The following is a 17,307-nucleotide window of genomic DNA, read 5'->3' on the forward strand; positions in this document are numbered from 1 at the left end:
GGCCGTCATCCCGCGGTGTCAGGCGGGGGATGACGGCCGTCGGAGCGTCCTAGGCCGGAACGGTCCAGCGCTGGTTGGCCCCTCCCGTGCAGGTCCAGATCTGCAGCTTCGCGCCGTTGGCCGTGTTGTTGCCGGTGACGTCGAGGCACTTGTTGCTGCCGGCGTTCACGAGGGTGCCGCCGGAGGCGGTCCACCGCTGGTTGGGTCCGCCGAAGCAGTCCCACAGCTGGACGGGGGCGCCGTCGGCGGTGGAGTTGCCGGTGACGTCGAGGCACTTGCCGAGGCCGCGGACGGTGCCGTCGGTGGCGAGGGTCCAGGTCTGGTTGGGGCCGGGGGAGCAGGTCCACAGCTGGGGCTGGTTGCCGTTGGCGGTGGAGCCGTCGGTGACGTCGAGGCACTTGCCGCCCAGGCCGGTGATGGTGCCGGTGCGGGTGCCGGGTTGGCCGGGGTCGAGGGTGCCGGGCCAGGTGAAGGTGGCCATGGCGCCGGCGGGGAGGCGGTAGCCGAAGGTCTGGCCGCCGTAGGAGACCTGGAAGTTCTGGTCGGCGCCGGTGTTGAGGGCGACCAGGGCGATGGAGCCGTCGGGGTTGCGGAAGGCGACGTTCTGGATGCCGCCGTCGCCGTAGCCGGTGGAGTCGATGCGGACGGCGCCGGGTTTGACGAACTTGGCGAGGTGGCCGAGGACGTAGTACTCGGCGTTGTAGGCGGTGGTGGAGCCGTTGGTGGTCACGACGCCGGTGCAGTTGGTGCAGCTGCCGATGACGGGGCCGTTGTTCTGGTCGAGTGCCATGTTCCAGAGGGCGACGGTGCGGGCGTGGTTGCGGGTGGCGCCGATGGCGAGGTTGGTGCCTTGCCAGCGCAGGGTGTCGCGGAAGGTGGCGGCGTCGGTGGCGGAGCGGGTGCCGGAGCACTCGGTGAAGAAGATGTCCTTGCCGGGTTGGTTGTTCTTGACGACGGACTGGCCGCCGGGGTTGCCGCCGTAGCAGTGCCAGGCGGAGCCGATGACGTTGGTGCCGGCGCCGTTGTTGACGGTTTGGGGGTAGGTGGTGTCGTCCCAGTTGTGGTCGTAGCCGAGCAGGCGGGTCTGTTGGCCGGCTGCGCGCAGTTTGGGGGCGAGGGTGTTGATGACGGTGACCTGTTGCTGGGCGGACATGCGCATGCCGGGGTAGCCGGGGGGTTCGAAGTTGGGTTCGTTCTGGACGCTGAGGTAGTCGATCGGTACGCCTGCTGCCCGGTAGGCCTGGGTGAACTTGACGAGGTAGTCGGCGTAGGTGCTGATCTGGCTGTCGTTGAGGGAGCCCTGGATGAGGCTGTTGTTGTTCTTCATCCACGCGGGGGCGCTCCACGGTGTGGCCATGGTGCTGATCTGCGGGTTGAGTGCTTTGGCCTGGCGCAGGAGCGGGAGGACGTAGGCGTTGTCGCGTGCGGTGGAGAACCGGGACAGCGTCGGGTCGGGTGCGCCGTCGTCGTAGGTGTAGAAGCTGCGGGAGAAGTCGGAGGCGCCGATCGGCTGGCGCAGGAAGCTCAGGCCGATGCCGGTGTTCGGGTGGAACAGGTTGGTCATGATCTCGTCGCGGCGTGGTGAGTTCCAGATGTTCCACGCGGCCGAGTCGGTGAAGGAGGCTCCGAACCCGATCATGGACTGGTGGGTGGAGTTGGGGTTGACGGTGATGACCGGTCCGCTGCCGCCGTTGCCGAATGCGACTCCTGCTTGCTGGCGCAGGAGGTTGGAGCGGTCGGCGGTGGTCAGCCAGACGTTGGCGGTGGTGGCTGCTGTTGCCGGGGTGGCGAGGTGGGTGCCTGCCGTGACGGCCAGGACGGCGGAGATCAGTGCGGCGCTGTGCCAGCGGTGTTTTTCTCGGGACATGAGCGCTCCTTGCAGGGGTTCGGGCGCTGGTGGGTGTTATCGGTAGAGCCGGATGTCGGCGATGCTCCACCAGTTGTTCGCGGTGCCGGTGGAGGTGATCCGCAGGAATCGGGCGTTCCCGCGGACGTCGATGTTCGTCAGCTGGCCGGTGCTCTGTCCTTTTGCGACGGTGTGCCAGGTGGTGCCGTCGCGGCTCACGTCCAGTTGCCAGGTGCGGACGTGGTCGCCGAGGTTGGCGCCGCTGTCGACGGCGACGCGGCGGAAGTCGCGGTTGCAGCCGAGGTCGATCTGCAGGTACTGGCCGGGTGCCTGGGTGGTTTCGGTGGTCCAGCGGGTGGAGGCGTCGTCGTCGACGGCGAGTGCGGCGTTCTCGCCGGTGGAGGAGGTGGCGGTGGCGCCGGTGAGCGGGACGGGGTCGTGGTTGCCGCGGAGTCGGTGGTGTGCGGGCCAGGTGAACGTGGCCAGTGCGCCGCCGGGCAGGGTGTACTCGAAGGTGCGGTCGCCGGTGTTGACGGCGAAGGTGCGGGGGTCGTCGTTCTGGTTGTGCACGACCAGTGCGGTGGAGCCGTCGGGGTTGCGGAAGGCGGTGTCCATGATCTGGCCGTTCCAGCCGGTGGTGCCGAAGGAGGTGCTGGCGATGCGGCGGGCGCCGGGGCGGACGAACTTCGCGAGGTGGCCGATCGTGTAGTACTCGGCGTCGGTGGTCACGGTGCCGTCGGGGTGTGCGGTGACCAGGGCGGTGCAGGTGGTGCAGCCGCCGTTGTGGGGGCCGCCGGTGCTGTCGAGGGCGATGTTCCAGGTGACGGCGCTGCGGGCCCAGTTGCGGGTGGTGCCGAGGACGACGTTGCGGGCGTGCCAGCGCAGCGTGTCGCTGAAGACCTTGGCGGGTGGGTCGGTGGCGTTCTTGGAGCCGGAGCACTCGGTGAACCAGATGCCCTTGTGCGGGAAGGCGTTGTGCAGTGCGGTCTGGGCGCTGGGGTCGCCGTAGTAGCAGTGGTAGGCGGTGCCGGCGACCCACCTGGCGGCTTTGGCGCGCAGGACCTGGTGGGGGTAGTCGGCTTCGGCGGTGCCGTCGTTGGGGTGGGTGGCCCAGTTGTGGTCGAAGGCGAGGATCTTCGTGCGGGGGCTGGCGGCCCGCAGTTGTGGTCCGAGGGCTTCGATGACCTTGAGCTGGTCGGCGACGGGCATGTCGGTGCCGGGGTAGGCGTCCGGTGTGCGGTTCTGCGGTTCGTTCTGCACGGAGAGGAAGTCGATCGGCACGCCGGCGCGGGTGTAGGCCTGGACGAACTTGACCAGGTAGCGGGCGTAGGCGTCGTGGATGCGCGGGTCGTCCTTGAGGCGGCCGCCGATGAGCGAGTCGCCGGTCTTCATCCACGCGGGCGGGCTCCAGGGCGTGGCCATGACCTTGAGCTGTGGGTTGAGGCGTTTCGCCTCGCGCAGCAAGGGGAGGATCTTCGCTTCGTCGTGGCGGATGGTGAAGTGCCGGAGGGGGAAGTCGGTCTGCCCGGGCGGTACGTCGTCGTAGGTGTGGTGCTCGGGGGCGGCGGTGAAGTCGGAGGAGCCGATGGGCTGGCGCAGGAAGCTGATGCCGATGCCGGTGTGGGGGTCGAAGAGCTTGCGCATGGTGTCCGCGCGCAGGGCGGGGGTGAGGCCGTGGAGGACTTCGGCGCTGGAGTCGGTGATGGACGCGCCGAAGCCGTCGACCGCCTGGTGGTCGCGGCCGGGGTCGACCACGATCGTCGGGTGGTCCGACGGCGTGGTGCCGAATGCGACGCGGGGGCGTTCGTGCAGGAGTTCGGCGCGGTCCGGGGTGGTGACCCACACGCGTGCTTCCGGCGTGCCGGATGCTTCCGCCGAGGGTGCGGCGGTGAGGCCGAGGACCAGGGCCACGATCGCGGTAGTTCTCATCGCCGTCCTTGTAACAGAGGTTCATCACTGTGAAACAAAGTCTTTCCAGGATGAAACACCCCGGCGTGGCGACGGTCAATGGCCTGCCCCAGTTCCGGTACAGTGACCAGGTGGAACGTGCTTCCGGTTCGATGAAACAACGGGCCAGTCTCCGGGTCATCGCCGCCGAGACCGGTGTCTCGGTCGCGACCGTCTCGCGGGTGCTCAACGACCACGTCAACGTCGCCCCGCGCACCCGTGACCTGGTGTTGCAGGCCCTCGAACGGCGCGACCAGCCGCCGGAGCAGCGGATGGTGTACGTGCGGTGCCCGTACGTCCTCACGGACTACTTCGGCCTGATCGTCTCGTCGGTCGCGGAGACGCTGAAGCTGCACGGTGTGCGCCTGCTGCTCGACGCGGGGGAGTCGGCGCAGCACAGCGAGGCGGTGCGCGGCCTGCCCGGTCAGCAGGACGTCAACGGCGCGATCCTCATCCTGCCGCCGGAGGAGGGTGACGAGCTGGTGGCGTTGGCGCAGGCCGGTTTCCCGTTCGTCGTCGTCGACCCGCGCACGCCACCGCCGCCGGACATCGCCTCGGTGTCGGCCGCGCACTCCGCCGGTGCCCGCGCGGTCGCGGACCACCTGATCGCGCTGGGGCACCGCGACATCGCGGTGATCGCGGGCCCGTCGGAGTGGCTGGCCGGTGACGCGCGGCTGGCCGGGCACCGCTCCGCGCTGGCCCAGGCGGGGGTGCTGCTGAGCGCGGACCGGGTGCGGTGCATCGAACCCACGACCGCCGAGGGCCGTCGTGCGGCGCTGGACCTGCTGGCGGCGGACCCGCGGCCGAGTGCCGTCGTGTGCTTCAACGACAAGGTCGCGGTCGGCACGATGCAGGCCGCGCGGTCACTCGGGCTGCGGGTGCCCGAGGACCTGTCGGTGGCGGGCTTCGACGACATCGACCTGAGCGAGGCGACCGATCCGCCGCTGACGACCGTGCGGCAGCCGTTGCAGGAGATGGGCAGCATCGCCGTCACGCAGCTCATGCGGATGCTCGACGGTCACCGGCCCGAGGCGTTGCACATCGAGCTCGCGACCTCGTTGGTGGTGCGCGGGTCGACCGCTAGTGCATGACGCCCCACACGCGCGTGACCGGGTCGACGAGCACTGGCAGCTGCTGCTCGCCGTCGTAGCGGTGGCACCAGTGGCCGACCTCGAACCCGCCGCCGGGCACCGGGACCCACAGCGTCAGCAGGTGTGAGGTGCTCTCCCCGTCGTCGTGCGCCTCGCTGCCCAGGACGTCGGCGAGCACCGTCGTGCCCGTGGCGCGCAACGCCGTGGTCTGCTTGGCGTCCTCCGCCGCCGACGACCAGATCGCCATCATGATCAGGGCGATGAGCACCACGCCCAGCTCGGTCAGCGCGATGCCCCACCACGGCAGGTCGGACAGGGCGACCACGACGCCGATCGCCGCGATGCCGACGAGCGAGGCGCCGGCGATCACGCGCTGGGCGGTGGCCGAACCGCGGCTGGTGAGGACGACTTCGGCGGGGTTAGTGGTCACCGGCTGATCTTAGGTGCGCATCCGGTCCCTGTTCGGGGGTTGTGAGCTCTTGGCCGGCCGCACGGGTCAGGCCAGCAGCAGCCGCACGGTCAGCTCCAGCCGGTTCGCCACGTCGGTGGCCGTGGCCCGCCGGGTCACCCACGCGACGAGGTTCGACAGCCACACGTCGCTGATCACCCGCGCGATGGCCTTCTGCTCCTCCGTCGGTTCCTCGTCGGTCATCGCGCGCGTGAACATCGTCTCCATCAGCAGCGCGACGCGGTCGATCTCGGCACCGGCCGAGGCGTCGGCGAAGGTGAAGGCGCGGGTCATGGCCTCGGTCAGGTGCGGGTTGCGCTGCAGGCCGCGGGTGATGCGGCCGAGCACGAACAGCACGCGGTCGTAGGCGGTGTCGCCGGGGACGGCGGCGCGGTCCATCTTCTCCTGCGCGCGTTCGAGCTCGACGGCGAGGCTGGAGACGAGGAGGTGGATCTTCGAGGGGAAGTAGCGGTAGAGGGTGCCGAGTGCGACGTCCGCCCGGTCGGCCACCGCCCGCATCTGGACGGCGTCGAACCCGCCCTTGGACGCCAGCGCGATGGTCGCGTCGACGATCCTCTTGCGCCGTTCGCGCTGGGCGGCCGAGCTCAGCTCCTCGCCCGCCATCAGGGCGTCCGCGCGCGACTTCGAAGGTGACACGGAGATGGTCCTCCTGGAACGTGTTGCAGCAGCCTCCACATCGTACCGGAGTGGGTTTCCCGGCCATGATCTCTTGCCGGAATTAGAACACGTTCTATAAAGTTCCTCATGTATTGGAGGAGGCCGCATGCCGATCGCCACGACCGACGAGCACCGGGCACTCAGGAACAGCGTCAGCGCGGCCCGCGGGACGTGGGAGGACCTGGTCCGCGTCGGGTTCTTCGACGTGCTGCGCGACGGCGGCACGACCCTCGACCTCGCGGTGATGCTCGAGCAGGCCGCCGAGCACCTCGTACCGGGCCCGCTGCTGCCCACGGCACTGGCCTGCGCCCTCGTCCCGGACTTCGACGGGATCGCCGGGTTCGGGTTCGGCACCGGGCACGTCCTGGGCGCCACCGAGGCCACCCACCTGCTCGTCAAGGACCAGGACTGGATGTTCGTCCCCGCCGGGCACACGACCGTCACCGCGCTGGACGCCGTCGACCTGACCCGGTCACTCGGGGCGGTCACCGTCCACACACCGGGCGAGACGATCGCCGACCCGACGGACCTCGCCGTCACGCTCATGGCCGCCGAAGCGAGCGGCATCGCCCAGTGGTGCCTGCGGACCGCGGTCGAGCACGCGCGCCGCCGCGAGCAGTTCGGCCGGGCCATCGGGTCCTTCCAGGCCGTGAAGCACCTGTGCGTGGAGATGCTGTGCCGGGCGGAACAGGCCGCGAGCGTCGCGTGGGACGCGGCACGGGCGGCCGGCCACGCCGAACACCCGTTCGCGGCGGCGGTCGCGGCGGCCGTGGCGTTCGACGCGGCGGTGCGCAACGCCAAGGACTGCATCCAGGTGCTCGGCGGCATCGGGTTCACCTGGGAGCACGACGCCCACCGCTACCTGCGGCGTGCCCTGGCGCTGCAACAGCTCGCGGGCGGCCGGGAGCGGTGGCGCAGGACGACGGCCGAGCTCGCGCTGCGCGGTGCGCGGCGGCACCACACCGTCGAGGTCGAGGGCGACCCGGAGGTGCGCCGGTTCGCCGCGGAGGTCGCCGCCCTCGAACCGGACGAGCAGCGGGCACGGCTGGCGGACAGCGGATACCTCGTCCCGCACTGGCCACGGCCCTACGGCCAGGACGCCGGCCCCGCGCGGCAGCTCGTGATCGACGACGCGCTCGCCACGGCCGGGGTGCGCAGACCGGACCTGGTCATCGGGGCCTGGGCCGCGCCGGCGATCCTGCGCCACGGCACCCCGCAGCAGCAGGAGCGGTTCGTGTGGCCGACCCTGCGCGGCGAGCTGACCTGGTGCCAGCTGTTCAGCGAACCCGAGGCCGGTTCGGACCTGGCGTCGTTGCGCACCAGGGCGCGCAGGGTCGAGGGCGGGTGGCGGCTGACCGGCCAGAAGGTCTGGACGTCGCTCGCCCACCAGGCCGACTGGGCGATCTGCCTGGCCCGCACCGACAGCGACGTCCCCAAGCACAAGGGCATCACCTACTTCCTCGTCGACATGCGGTCCGCGGGCATCGACGTGCGGCCACTGCGGGAGATCACCGGCGAGGCCCGGTTCAACGAGGTCTTCCTCGACGACGTCCTCGTGCCCGACGACTGCGTGGTCGGCGCGGTGAACGACGGCTGGCGCCTGGCCCGCACCACCCTGGCCGACGAACGCGTCGCCCTGGGCCGCGGCTCGTCACTCGGCGAGGCACTGGAACAGGTTCTGGCCACCGGCCCCGCACCGTCGGAACGGCTCGGCGAACTGGTCGCCCGGGGGCTCGCCGTGTCGCTGCTCGACCTGCGCGCCGGACTGCGCCGCCTTGACGGACAGGAACCGGGCGCGGAGTCCAGCGTGCGCAAGCTCGTCGGCGTGCGGCACCGGCAAGACGTCGCCGAGTTCGCCGTGGAGCTGGACGGCGGGCTGGTGCACGGCGACGCCGTCCACGAGTTCCTGCTGACCCGCTGCCTGAGCATCGCGGGCGGCACCACCCAGGTCCTGATGAACCTCGCGGGCGAACGGATCCTCGGCCTACCCAGGGAGAGTTGATGGACTTCACCCTCGACGACACCCAGCAGGAGATCGTGCGCCTCGCCGCCGACGTGCTGGGCCGGGAGAGCACGACGCCCTGGAAAGCCCTGGGGGAGGCCGGGTTGCTGGCCCTCGCCGTTCCGCAACGGCTCGGTGGCCACGGCCTCGGCGTGCTGGAGACGGCACTGCTGCTCACCGAGGTCGGCCGCAGCGCCGCGGACGTGCCGGCGTTCGCCACCCTCGCCCTGGGCGTCCTGCCGATCGCCCGGCACGGCACCCCGCACCAGCAGGACGAACTGCTCCCCCTGGTCACCGAACAGCACGCCGTCTTCACCGCCGCACTCAGCGAACCCTCCACCCCGCTGCCGGCCACGCCGTCCACCAGGGCCAACCCCGACGGCACCGGGCTGACCGGCCTCAAGGTCCACGTCCCGCGCGCCGCCGAGGCCGGCAGAATCCTCGTCAGCGCCCTGCTGGGCGACCGGCCGGGCACCCTGGTCGTCGACCCCGCCCAACCCGGGGTGTCCACAACGGACAGCACCGTCCGGTTCGACAACGCCCACGGTGACCCGCTCGACGGTGACCTCACGAAGTACGCGCTGGCCGGCGCCTGCGCGGTCGGCGACGGTGTGCTGGCCGGAGCCCTCGACCTCACCGTCACGCACGTCGGCACCCGCCACCAGTTCGGCGCACCGCTGTCGACCTTCCAGGCCGTCGCGGGCCAGGTCGCCGACGTCCACATCGCCGCCCGCACCCTGCACCTCGCCACCCTCGCCGCCTGCTGGAGCCTCGACGACGCCGACCTCGCCATCGCCGCCCACTGGCTCGCCGCGGAAGCGCTCCCGGCCGTGCACACGTGCCACCACCTGCACGGCGGCCTGGGACTCGACATCACCTACCCGATGCACAGGTACTACGGCCTGGCCAAGGAGCTGACGAGGTTCGTCGGCGGAGCGGAGCACCGGTTGGGGCAGATCGATGTTCATTGACCTCACGAGCGACCAGCGCAGGCTGCGCGAGGAGCTGCGCGAGTACTTCTCCGGCGTCATGACCGAGCAGCAACGCGAAGCCGTGCTCACCGAACGGCACGGCACCGCCTACCGCGACCTGGTGCGCCGCCTCGGCGCCGACGGGTGGCTCGGCGTCGGCTGGCCCACCGAGTACGGCGGCCGCGGCTTCGGCCAGGTCGAGCAGCAGATCTTCGTCAACGAGGCCGCACGCGCCGACGTGCCGCTGCCGTACGTGACGCTGCAGACCGTCGGCCCGACCCTGCAGCGCTACGGAACCCAGGAGCAGAAGGACCTCTTCCTCCCGCGCATCCTCAAGGGCGAGCTGCACTTCGCCATCGGCTACACCGAACCCGAGGCCGGCACGGACCTCGCGGCGCTCACGACCAGGGCCGTCCGGCAGGGCGACCACTACGTCGTCAACGGCCAGAAGGTATTCACCACCGGCGGCCACGACGCCGACCACGTGTGGCTCGCGGTCCGCACCGGAGCACCCGAGGACCGCCACCGGGGCATCACCATCCTGATCGCCGACACGACCGACCCCGGCTACTCGTGGACTCCGATCATCACCTGCGACGGCGCGCACCACGTCAACGCCACCTACTACAGCGACGTCACGGTGCCCGTCGGCCTGCGCGTGGGCGAGGAGAACAAGGGCTGGCGGCTGATCACCACCCAGCTCAACCACGAACGCGTCATGCTCGGCCCGTCCGGCCGGATCGGCGCCCAGTTCGACCGCGTGCACGAGTGGGCGCGCGAGCACGACCTGCTCGGCCTGCCGGACGTGCGCAGGGCGCTGGCCGAGGTCAAGGCCGTGCACCGGGTCAACGAGCTGCTCAACTGGCAGGTCGCCGCCCGGGAGGTGGAGGTCGCCGACGCCTCCGCCACCAAGGTCTTCGCCGCCGACCGCACCCAGCGCGTCGGCCGCCTGCTGGAGGAGGTCGTGAGCCGCCACGGCGATCCCACCGAACCGGGCACCGCGCAGCTCGTGCGCTGGCTGGACGTCCAGGCCCGGCGCAACCTCGTGCTCACCTTCGGCGGTGGCGTCAACGAGGTGCAGAAAGAGCTGATCGCGTCCCTCGGGCTCGGACTGCCGAGGGTGGTGCGATGACCGACGTCGAGAAGGCAGCGGCCGAGATCGCCGGCCGGGGCGAGTCCGCACCGCGCCTGGCCCGCGACCCGGTGAACCTGCCGATGATCCGCACCTGGCTGGAGGCCATCGGCGACACCCACCCCGGCTACACCGAGGTCGCGCCACCGGCGATGGTGCAGGTGTGGACGATGGCCGGGCTGCACGGCCAGCGCGCGCTGGACGACCCGCTCGGCGCGATGATGCGGGTCCTCGACGAGGCCGGGTTCACCTCGGTCGTCGCCACCGACAGCGACCAGACCTACCACCGCTACCTCAGGGTCGGCGAACAGCTCGCGGTCACCACCCTGCTGGAGGACGTGACCGGCCCGAAGAGGACCGCACTCGGCGAGGGCTGGTTCGTCACCACCCGCAGCACCTGGTACGTCGGTGACGAGCCGGTCGCCGAGATGCGGTTCCGCGTCCTGAAGTTCCGCCCAGCCGAGAAACCCGCTGCCCCGGCGCAGATCCCGAAGGCGCAGGCGATCCGGCCCTCGGTCAACCGCGACACCGAGTACTTCTGGAACGGCACCAAGCAGGGTGAGCTGCGCATTCAGCGCTGCGGCCGCTGCGGGCTGCTGCGGCACCCACCGGGCCCGATGTGCCCGGAATGCGGTGCCACCACACCGAGGTACCTGGTCTCGGACGGTCGCGGCGTGGTCTACAGCTACGTCGTGCACCACCACCCGCAGGTGCCCGGCAAGCGGACGCCGTTCGTGATCGCGCTGGTCGAGCTGGACGAGGGCGTGCGGATGCTGGGCGAGCTCGACGGCGAGCCGCGCGTCGGGCTGCCCGTCGAGGTCGTGTTCACCGAGGTCGACGACGACCTGACGATGTTCGGCTGGAGGCCTCGTGCGGACCGGTGACCCCCTGCCCGAGTGGCACGTCGAGGCCACGCCCACGTTCGTGATCAGCACCGCGCTCGCGACCCGCGACTTCCAGGACGTGCACCACGACCGCGACCTCGCCGTCCGGCGCGGCTCGAAGGACATCTTCATCAACATCCTCACCACCACCGGACTGGTGCAGCGCTACGTCACCGACTGGGCGGGCACCGGGGCGCTGGTCCGGCAGATCGACATCCGGCTCGGCGCACCCTGCTACGCCTACGACACGCTCAAGTTCTTCGGCCAGGTGGTCGAACGCCACGACAACGACGTGGTGGTCGAGGTCGTCGGCCGCACCGGCCACGGCGACCACGTCACCGGCACGGTCAGGATCGAGGTGCCCGCGTGAACGCCGCGATCGCCGGCATCGGCGCGACCGAGTTCTCCAAGGACTCCGGCCGCACCGAACTGCAGCTCGCCGCCGAGGCCACCAGGGCCGCACTCGCCGACGCCGGACTCGAACCGTCCGATGTGGACGGCCTGGTCAGCTTCACCATGGACACCAACGCCGAGATCGCCGTCGCCCGCGAGCTCGGCATCCCGGAGCTGACGTTCTTCAGCCGCGTCCACTACGGCGGCGGCGCGGCCTGCGCGACCGTCCAGCAGGCCGCCATGGCGATCGAGACCGGGATGGCGCAGGTCGTCGTGTGCTACCGGGCGTTCAACGAACGCTCCGGCCACCGGTTCGGCCAGGTCCAGGCCGCGGCGGCGGCGAACGTCGACAACAGCTGGTCCTACCCGATGGGCCTGGGCACCCCGGCCGCGATGGTCGCCATGTTCGCCCGCCGGTACATGCACTCCTACGGTGCCACGAGCGAGGACTTCGGCCGGGTCGCCGTCGTGGACCGCAAACACGCCGCCACCAACCCCCACGCGTGGTTCCACAACCGCCCGATCACCCTCGACGACCACCAGTCCTCGCGCTGGATCGCCGAACCGCTGCGGCTGCTCGACTGCTGCCAGGAAAGCGACGGGGGAGTGGCGCTCGTCGTCACCTCCGCCGCGCGCGCTCGCGACTTGAGGAACACGCCCGTGCTGGTCAAGGCCGCCGCCCAGGGCAGCGGCACCGACCAGTTCACGATGACCAGCTACTACCGCGACGACCTGACCGGCCTGCCGGAGCTGGGCGTGGTGGCGCGGCAGCTGTGGCAGCGGTCCGGCATCGGGCCGTCCGATGTGGACGTGGCCGTGCTCTACGACCACTTCACCCCGTTCGTGCTCGTCCAGCTGGAGGAGCTCGGGTTCTGCGGCAAGGGCGAGGCGAAGGACCTCGTGGCCTCCGGCGCGTTGGAGCTCGACGGCTCGCTACCGCTCAACCCGCACGGCGGCCAGCTCGGCGAGGCCTACCTGCACGGCATGAACGGCATCGCCGAGGCCGTCCGGCAGGTCCGCGGCACCGCCGTGAACCAGGTCGCGAGAGCGGCCCACGTCCTGGTCACCGCCGGCACCGGCGTTCCCACCAGCGGCCTGCTCCTGAGCCCCTGACCCCCTTGCAGAAGCCGGGTCAACGGCTCAGCAGCACCGCGTCGGCGAGCACGGGACGGTCCGCGGAAGAGGTGGTCAGCACCAGGCGGGAGCCGTCCCGCCACACCGACGTCCGCAACGTCTCACCGGGGAACACCACGCCCGCGAACCTCGCCCCGAACGACACCACCTGCTCCGGCCCGTCCAAGAACGCGTCGACCACCGCCTTGCACACCACGCCGTAGGTGCACAGGCCGTGCAGGATCGGCCGGTCGAACCCGGCCGCACGGGCGAACCCGGGATCGGCGTGCAACGGGTTGCGGTCCCCGCACAACCGGTACAGGTGGGCCTGCTGCGGCAACGTCGGCGTCTCGATCACCGCGTCGGGTTCGCGGCCGGGCAGCTCGACCCGGTTCGACGGCCCGCGCTCACCACCGAAACCGCCCTCGCCGCGGGCGAAGATGCTCGACCGGGTCGTGTAGAGCACCGTTCCGTCCGGTGCCACGGCGGTCGACTCCTGCACGATCACCGCCGCCGTGCCCTTGTCCCACACGTCGGTGATCCGCGTCCGCAGCACCGCCTGGCCCTCGGCGGGGATCGGCCCGTGCGCGGTGATCTCCTGCGTGCCGTGCAAGACGCGCGCCAGGTCGACGTCCACACCGGGGAACGACACCACCGGCGGCGCGGTCTCGTGGAACCGCGGCGCCACCACCCCGAACGTCGGCAGGACCGCCAGCCCCTCCTCGTAGACGTACCGCAGCTCGGTCGCACCCAGCGCCAGGTGGTAGAGCAGCACGTCCGACGACGTCCAGGAGAACTTCAGCTCGGGCAGTTCCGCCCCCACCGCAACAGCCGGATCGATCGGCATCGCACGCCCTTCACTCGTAGGTGATCGTCACCGCGTCGGTGACCGGAACCGACTGGCACGCCAGGACGATCCCGTCGGCGATGTCGCCGGAGTCGAGCACGTCGTTGCCGAGCATCTTGACCTCGCCGGAGACCAACCGGCACGCGCACGCGCCGCACGCACCCTCCCGGCACGAGAACGGCGCGTCCAACCCCTTCTCCAGCAACAGGTCCAGCAGCTTCATCCGGGCCGGCCAGGCGAAGCGGTGGGTCTCCCCGTCCAGCGACACCTCGACCTGCGCGTCCGGCCGGTCGTCCACCACCGGCACGGACTCGGCGAACGGATCACCCGACAGCGACACGAACTTCTCGACGTGCACCACCGGAACGTCGTGCAACGCCGTGCGGGCCGCCTCCATGAACGGTGCCGGCCCGCACACGAACGCCTCGTCGCACGGACGCACGAACGCCCGCAGCCCGTGCGGCAGCCCCTGCACCGACTCCAGCCAGTGCACCACCGCCAACCGCTCCGGGAACTCCCGCGACAACCGGTCCAGCTCGCGGGCGAAGATCACCGACTCCGCGTCCCGGTTGGCGTAGAACAGGAACACCGACCCGGTCCCGCCGGACAGCACCGCCCGGATGATCGACATCACCGGCGTGATCCCGCTGCCCGCCGCGAACGCCAGCACCGAGGAGTCCAGCGACCGCGGCGTGAACACCCCGGCCGGTGCCAGCACGTCCAGCTCCATCCCGGTGCGCAGCTCGGAGCACATCCACACCGACCCGCACCCGTCCGGCGTGCGCTTGACCGTGATCTTCAACGGTTCACCGGGTGCGCTCGACAGCGAGTAGCACCGCGCCACCTCACCCGCCCGCACGGTCAGGAACTGACCCGGCCTGGGCTCGAAAGACGCCCCCGACAGCACGAACGACCGCGCGTCGTGCGTCTCCTCGATGACCGACTCGACGCGCAACCGGTGCACCTCAGCCATCGGCGACCTCCACCGTCCCGTCGCGCACGGCCTTCTCGATGCCGTCGCGCAACCGCAGGCACGTACGCACCAACGGCGCCCGCGGTCCCAGCTCCGGGCACGCGCTGGTGTCGGCGAGCCACTGCACGCTGGTGTGCCGGGGGCTGTTCTTCTTCACCAGCACCCGGTTCCCGCAGTCGCACGTCACCGGCACCATGCCGCCGGACAGGAACTCGTCGCGCTCGCTCATGAGCTCGTCGGCTGCCGGCGGGCGAGGTTCTCGGCGACCTCCCTCTCCCACACCTCGACCGCCCTGCTCGTGTCGACCTCGAACTCGAACCGCCGCACCATGTCGTCGGTGACGTCCTCGACGTCCACGTAGAACTGCTCGTACCAGCGCCGCAACTGGTAGACCGGCCCGTCCTCCTCGCACAGCAGCGGGTTGTCGACCCGCGTCTTGTTCTGCCAGATCTCCACGTCCTGCAGGAACCCCGCGCCGATGCCGCGCGCGAACTTGCGGGCGATCTTGTCCGCGTGCTCGTCCGACACACCCGGCAGCTTCTTCACGATCGCGCCCCACTGCAGCCGGAACGAGTTCGGCGTGATCGGGTAGTGGCAGTTGATCAGCACCGTCTCGATCTCGATGCCCCTGTAGTCGTTCCACAGGTAGTCGATCATGTACGACGGTCCGTAGTACGAGGCCTCCGAGCGCACCTCGACCTCACCGGTGTAGTTCGACGCCATCGCCACGTCCGGCCGCCCGCGCGTGGTCAGGTACTGCGAGGCGATGTGGCCCTCCATCACGTTCTTGAAGTACGTCGGGAACGCGAAGTGGATGTAGAAGAAGTGGGCCATGTCGACGACGTTGTCGATGATCTCGCGGCAGTTCGCGTTCTCGATCACGACCGAGTCCCACGTCCAGTTGCTCCACTCACCGCTGAACGCCTGCTCGATCCGCGGGATCGTCACGTGCTCGGGCGGCGGGTTGCCCTGCGGGTCGTTCCACACGAACAGCTGCCTGTTCTCCTCCAGCGTGGTCCACGACCGGGTGCGGGCCCGCAGCGGAACCCGCTTGGCGTAGGGGATCTCGACGCACCGGCCGTTGCCCGCCCAGCGCCAGTCGTGGAACGGGCACGCGATGGTGCTGCCCTTCACCGTGCCCCGGGTGAGGTCACCGCCCATGTGCCGGCAGTACCCGTCGAGCACGTTGAGCGTGCCGTCCTCGCCCTGGAACACCACGAGCTTCGTGCCGAACGCCTCGACGGCGTGCGGCTGCCCGTCGCGGAAGGTGTCGGCCAGGCCCAGGCAGTGCCAGCCGCGCGCGAACCGCGCGGGAGGCGCGCCGGTGTCGATCGAACGCACGGAGTCCTGCGTCATCACATGCCTCCACGGTGGTCTTGGCTGGAGATGTCGAGTCCGGCCAGGTACCCGAAGGTCATCGCCGGTCCGAGGGTGGCGCCCGCGCCCGCGTAGGTGTGACCCATGACCGACGCGCTCGCGTTGCCCGCCGCGTACAGGCCGTCGATCACCGAACCGTCCTCGCGCAGCACCCGCGCGTGCGCGTCGGTGCGCAGCCCGCCCTTGGTGCCCAGGTCGCCGGGGACGATCCTGGCCGCGTGGAACGGCGGCGTGAGCAGCGGCGCGAGGCACGGGTTCGGGTGGACGCGCGGGTCGCCGTAGTAGCGGTCGTAGGCGCTGTCACCGCAGCCGAAGTCGGGGTCGGTGCCGTTGAAGGTGTTGAACCGCGTGACCGTGTCGGCGAGGCCGGGGAGTCCCGCTTTCGCACCCAGCTCGTCGAGGCTGGGGGCATTGAGCACGACCTCGTCCCACCGCCGGGGCAACGGCCGGCGGGGCGGGAAGCCCGCGAACGGGTAGCGGTTGCGGTAGGTCTGGTCGAACACCAGCCAGGTCGTCCCGGTCATCGCCTTGACCACGTCGATGTAGGGCGCCGCCTCGTTGACGAAGCGCCGGCCGGACCCGTCGACCAGCACACACCCCGGCAGCGCGCGTTCGGCGAGCAGGAAGAACGGCCCGCGCGGCAACGGGACCGCCGGCCCCCACCAGGCGTCGTCCATCAGACCCACGGCCGCGCCCGCGCGCAGCCCGGCCTCGATGCCGTCACCGGTGTTGGCCCGCGCGCCGACCGTCCACTCGGTACCGATGTCCTGGTGCTGCTTGCGCAGCTGCTCGTTGTGCTCGAACCCACCGGAGGTGAGCACGACGTGCGGAGCCTGAATCAGCTCGTCGCCCACGCGGATGCCGGCGACCCGGCCGTTCTCGAAGTGCAGGTCGGTCAGCGCGGTGTTGAGCCTGACCTCGACGTCCAACGCCGTCAGGCCCGCACGCAGCCCGGCGGCCAGCGCCTGGCCCATCGCGAGCCTCCGGCCCGGTGTGAACCGCTGCGCGACCAGTTTGGCCGCGGTGAGCACCCCGCGCGGGTGGCGGGCGGCCAGGGTGAGCCACCGGTAGTCGACCTGGGTGATCACGATTCCGGCCGGGGTCGGCACGTACGGCGGTTCGAGGTGCTCCAGCTCGGCGCCGAGGACGTCCGCCCTCATCGGCACCGGCTCGACCGACCGCCCGCGCGGACGGCCGCCGGGTGCCTCCGGGTAGTAGTCGGGATAGCCGCGCACCCAGCGGAACCGCAACGGCGTGTGCGCGCACACGAACCCGAGCATCGCGGGACCGGCGTCGAGGAACGCCTCCCGCAGCTCGGCCGGCACGTCACCGGCGATGTGCGCGAGGTAGGCGGAGGCGTCCTCGGGCGTGTCCCGCACACCGGCCTCGGCGAGGACGGGGTTGTTCGGCACCCAGATGCCGCCGCCGGACCGGGCGGTCGAGCCGCCGAAGCGCGCCGCCTTCTCGACGACCAGGGTGCGCAGTCCCCGGTGGGCCGTGCACAGGGCGGTGGTCATGCCCGCCGCGCCGCTGCCGACGACGATCACGTCGTACATCCGCACCTCCGGAGTAGAGACTAGAACAGGTTATAGTTCTGGGGCGGTT

Annotated in this window: 16 protein-coding genes; 7 read left to right on the plus strand and 9 right to left on the minus strand. The window is 70.8% G+C overall.

What is annotated here, in order from left to right; translation table 11 throughout:
- Positions 1-49: 49 nt before the first annotated feature.
- Both ACZ7CF_RS22725 and ACZ7CF_RS22730 read right to left on the minus strand, forming a co-directional pair.
- Complete coding sequence (locus ACZ7CF_RS22725) at positions 50-1,867, minus strand: lectin (protein WP_470370492.1); 1,818 nt, start codon at positions 1,865-1,867, stop codon at positions 50-52.
- 36 nt (positions 1,868-1,903) lie between these two features.
- Positions 1,904-3,775: a discoidin domain-containing protein gene (locus ACZ7CF_RS22730; protein WP_470370493.1), complete on the minus strand. Its 1,872-nt coding sequence runs from the start codon at positions 3,773-3,775 to the stop codon at positions 1,904-1,906.
- Between the two features lie 110 nt (positions 3,776-3,885).
- On the opposite strand from ACZ7CF_RS22730, the gene ACZ7CF_RS22735 reads away from it, so the two are divergent.
- Positions 3,886-4,884 (plus strand): LacI family DNA-binding transcriptional regulator, encoded by a 999-nt coding sequence (locus ACZ7CF_RS22735; RefSeq protein ID WP_470370494.1) that lies wholly within the window; start codon positions 3,886-3,888, stop codon positions 4,882-4,884.
- Here the strand turns inward: ACZ7CF_RS22735 and ACZ7CF_RS22740 are convergent.
- Positions 4,874-5,314, minus strand: a complete 441-nt coding sequence (locus ACZ7CF_RS22740; RefSeq protein WP_470370495.1) for a hypothetical protein — start codon at positions 5,312-5,314, stop codon at positions 4,874-4,876. The genes ACZ7CF_RS22735 and ACZ7CF_RS22740 overlap by 11 nt on opposite strands.
- A gap of 66 nt (positions 5,315-5,380) precedes the next feature.
- Complete coding sequence (kstR, locus tag ACZ7CF_RS22745) at positions 5,381-5,956, minus strand: cholesterol catabolism transcriptional regulator KstR (RefSeq protein ID WP_360389854.1); 576 nt, start codon at positions 5,954-5,956, stop codon at positions 5,381-5,383.
- A 160-nt stretch (positions 5,957-6,116) separates the two neighbouring features.
- Between kstR and ACZ7CF_RS22750 the strand changes: the two genes are divergently transcribed.
- Genes ACZ7CF_RS22750 through ACZ7CF_RS22775 form a run of 6 tightly spaced genes read left to right on the plus strand, consistent with a single transcriptional unit; the run spans position 6,117 to position 12,505 of the window.
- The gene (locus ACZ7CF_RS22750) at positions 6,117-8,012 is read left to right on the plus strand and encodes an acyl-CoA dehydrogenase family protein (RefSeq protein ID WP_360389135.1); all 1,896 of its coding nucleotides are present in this window, start codon (positions 6,117-6,119) and stop codon (positions 8,010-8,012) included.
- Positions 8,012-8,983 (plus strand): acyl-CoA dehydrogenase family protein, encoded by a 972-nt coding sequence (locus ACZ7CF_RS22755; RefSeq protein ID WP_360389132.1) that lies wholly within the window; start codon positions 8,012-8,014, stop codon positions 8,981-8,983. Before ACZ7CF_RS22750 ends, ACZ7CF_RS22755 begins: the two co-directional genes overlap by 1 nt.
- Entirely contained in the window at positions 8,973-10,115 is a 1,143-nt protein-coding gene (locus tag ACZ7CF_RS22760) for an acyl-CoA dehydrogenase family protein (protein WP_360389129.1), read from the plus strand. The genes ACZ7CF_RS22755 and ACZ7CF_RS22760 overlap by 11 nt, the downstream gene beginning before the upstream one ends.
- Positions 10,112-10,999: a bifunctional MaoC family dehydratase N-terminal/OB-fold nucleic acid binding domain-containing protein gene (locus ACZ7CF_RS22765; protein ID WP_470370496.1), complete on the plus strand. Its 888-nt coding sequence runs from the start codon at positions 10,112-10,114 to the stop codon at positions 10,997-10,999. Before ACZ7CF_RS22760 ends, ACZ7CF_RS22765 begins: the two co-directional genes overlap by 4 nt.
- A complete protein-coding gene (locus ACZ7CF_RS22770; RefSeq protein ID WP_470370497.1) occupies positions 10,986-11,369 on the plus strand; it encodes a MaoC family dehydratase in 384 nt (127 codons plus the stop codon). The genes ACZ7CF_RS22765 and ACZ7CF_RS22770 overlap by 14 nt, the downstream gene beginning before the upstream one ends.
- Positions 11,366-12,505, plus strand: coding sequence for a lipid-transfer protein (locus tag ACZ7CF_RS22775; RefSeq protein WP_470370498.1), 1,140 nt, complete (start codon positions 11,366-11,368; stop codon positions 12,503-12,505). Before ACZ7CF_RS22770 ends, ACZ7CF_RS22775 begins: the two co-directional genes overlap by 4 nt.
- Positions 12,506-12,524: 19 nt before the next feature.
- On the opposite strand, the gene ACZ7CF_RS22780 is transcribed toward ACZ7CF_RS22775, so the two are convergent.
- The 5 genes from ACZ7CF_RS22780 to ACZ7CF_RS22800 are packed head-to-tail and all read right to left on the minus strand — an operon-like array spanning position 12,525 to position 17,258.
- Positions 12,525-13,352, minus strand: a complete 828-nt coding sequence (locus ACZ7CF_RS22780) for a MaoC/PaaZ C-terminal domain-containing protein (protein ID WP_470370499.1) — start codon at positions 13,350-13,352, stop codon at positions 12,525-12,527.
- A 10-nt stretch (positions 13,353-13,362) separates the two neighbouring features.
- On the minus strand, positions 13,363-14,325 hold the full coding sequence (locus ACZ7CF_RS22785; protein ID WP_470370500.1) for a 2Fe-2S iron-sulfur cluster-binding protein: 963 nt from the start codon (positions 14,323-14,325) through the stop codon (positions 13,363-13,365).
- Positions 14,318-14,554: a hypothetical protein gene (locus ACZ7CF_RS22790; protein WP_470370501.1), complete on the minus strand. Its 237-nt coding sequence runs from the start codon at positions 14,552-14,554 to the stop codon at positions 14,318-14,320. The genes ACZ7CF_RS22785 and ACZ7CF_RS22790 overlap by 8 nt, the downstream gene beginning before the upstream one ends.
- Positions 14,551-15,681, minus strand: a complete 1,131-nt coding sequence (locus ACZ7CF_RS22795) for a Rieske 2Fe-2S domain-containing protein (protein ID WP_470370502.1) — start codon at positions 15,679-15,681, stop codon at positions 14,551-14,553. The genes ACZ7CF_RS22790 and ACZ7CF_RS22795 overlap by 4 nt, the downstream gene beginning before the upstream one ends.
- Complete coding sequence (locus ACZ7CF_RS22800) at positions 15,681-17,258, minus strand: FAD-dependent oxidoreductase (protein WP_470370503.1); 1,578 nt, start codon at positions 17,256-17,258, stop codon at positions 15,681-15,683. Before ACZ7CF_RS22800 ends, ACZ7CF_RS22795 begins: the two co-directional genes overlap by 1 nt.
- Positions 17,259-17,307 lie beyond the last annotated feature (49 nt).

Source organism: Lentzea sp. NPDC036955, from assembly GCF_055608005.1.

Excerpts from the sequence above, each read along its gene's own strand:
- ACZ7CF_RS22725 (WP_470370492.1), bottom strand. The coding sequence starts at position 1,867 with ATGTCCCGAGAAAAACACCGCTGGCACAGCGCCGCACTGATCTCCGCC.
- ACZ7CF_RS22730 (WP_470370493.1), bottom strand. The coding sequence starts at position 3,775 with ATGAGAACTACCGCGATCGTGGCCCTGGTCCTCGGCCTCACCGCCGCA.
- kstR (WP_360389854.1), bottom strand. The coding sequence starts at position 5,956 with ATGGCGGGCGAGGAGCTGAGCTCGGCCGCCCAGCGCGAACGGCGCAAG.
- ACZ7CF_RS22750 (WP_360389135.1), top strand. The coding sequence starts at position 6,117 with ATGCCGATCGCCACGACCGACGAGCACCGGGCACTCAGGAACAGCGTC.
- ACZ7CF_RS22755 (WP_360389132.1), top strand. The coding sequence starts at position 8,012 with ATGGACTTCACCCTCGACGACACCCAGCAGGAGATCGTGCGCCTCGCC.
- ACZ7CF_RS22760 (WP_360389129.1), top strand. The coding sequence starts at position 8,973 with ATGTTCATTGACCTCACGAGCGACCAGCGCAGGCTGCGCGAGGAGCTG.
- ACZ7CF_RS22765 (WP_470370496.1), top strand. The coding sequence starts at position 10,112 with ATGACCGACGTCGAGAAGGCAGCGGCCGAGATCGCCGGCCGGGGCGAG.
- ACZ7CF_RS22780 (WP_470370499.1), bottom strand. The coding sequence starts at position 13,352 with ATGCCGATCGATCCGGCTGTTGCGGTGGGGGCGGAACTGCCCGAGCTG.
- ACZ7CF_RS22785 (WP_470370500.1), bottom strand. The coding sequence starts at position 14,325 with ATGGCTGAGGTGCACCGGTTGCGCGTCGAGTCGGTCATCGAGGAGACG.
- ACZ7CF_RS22790 (WP_470370501.1), bottom strand. The coding sequence starts at position 14,554 with ATGAGCGAGCGCGACGAGTTCCTGTCCGGCGGCATGGTGCCGGTGACG.
- ACZ7CF_RS22795 (WP_470370502.1), bottom strand. The coding sequence starts at position 15,681 with ATGACGCAGGACTCCGTGCGTTCGATCGACACCGGCGCGCCTCCCGCG.
- ACZ7CF_RS22800 (WP_470370503.1), bottom strand. The coding sequence starts at position 17,258 with ATGTACGACGTGATCGTCGTCGGCAGCGGCGCGGCGGGCATGACCACC.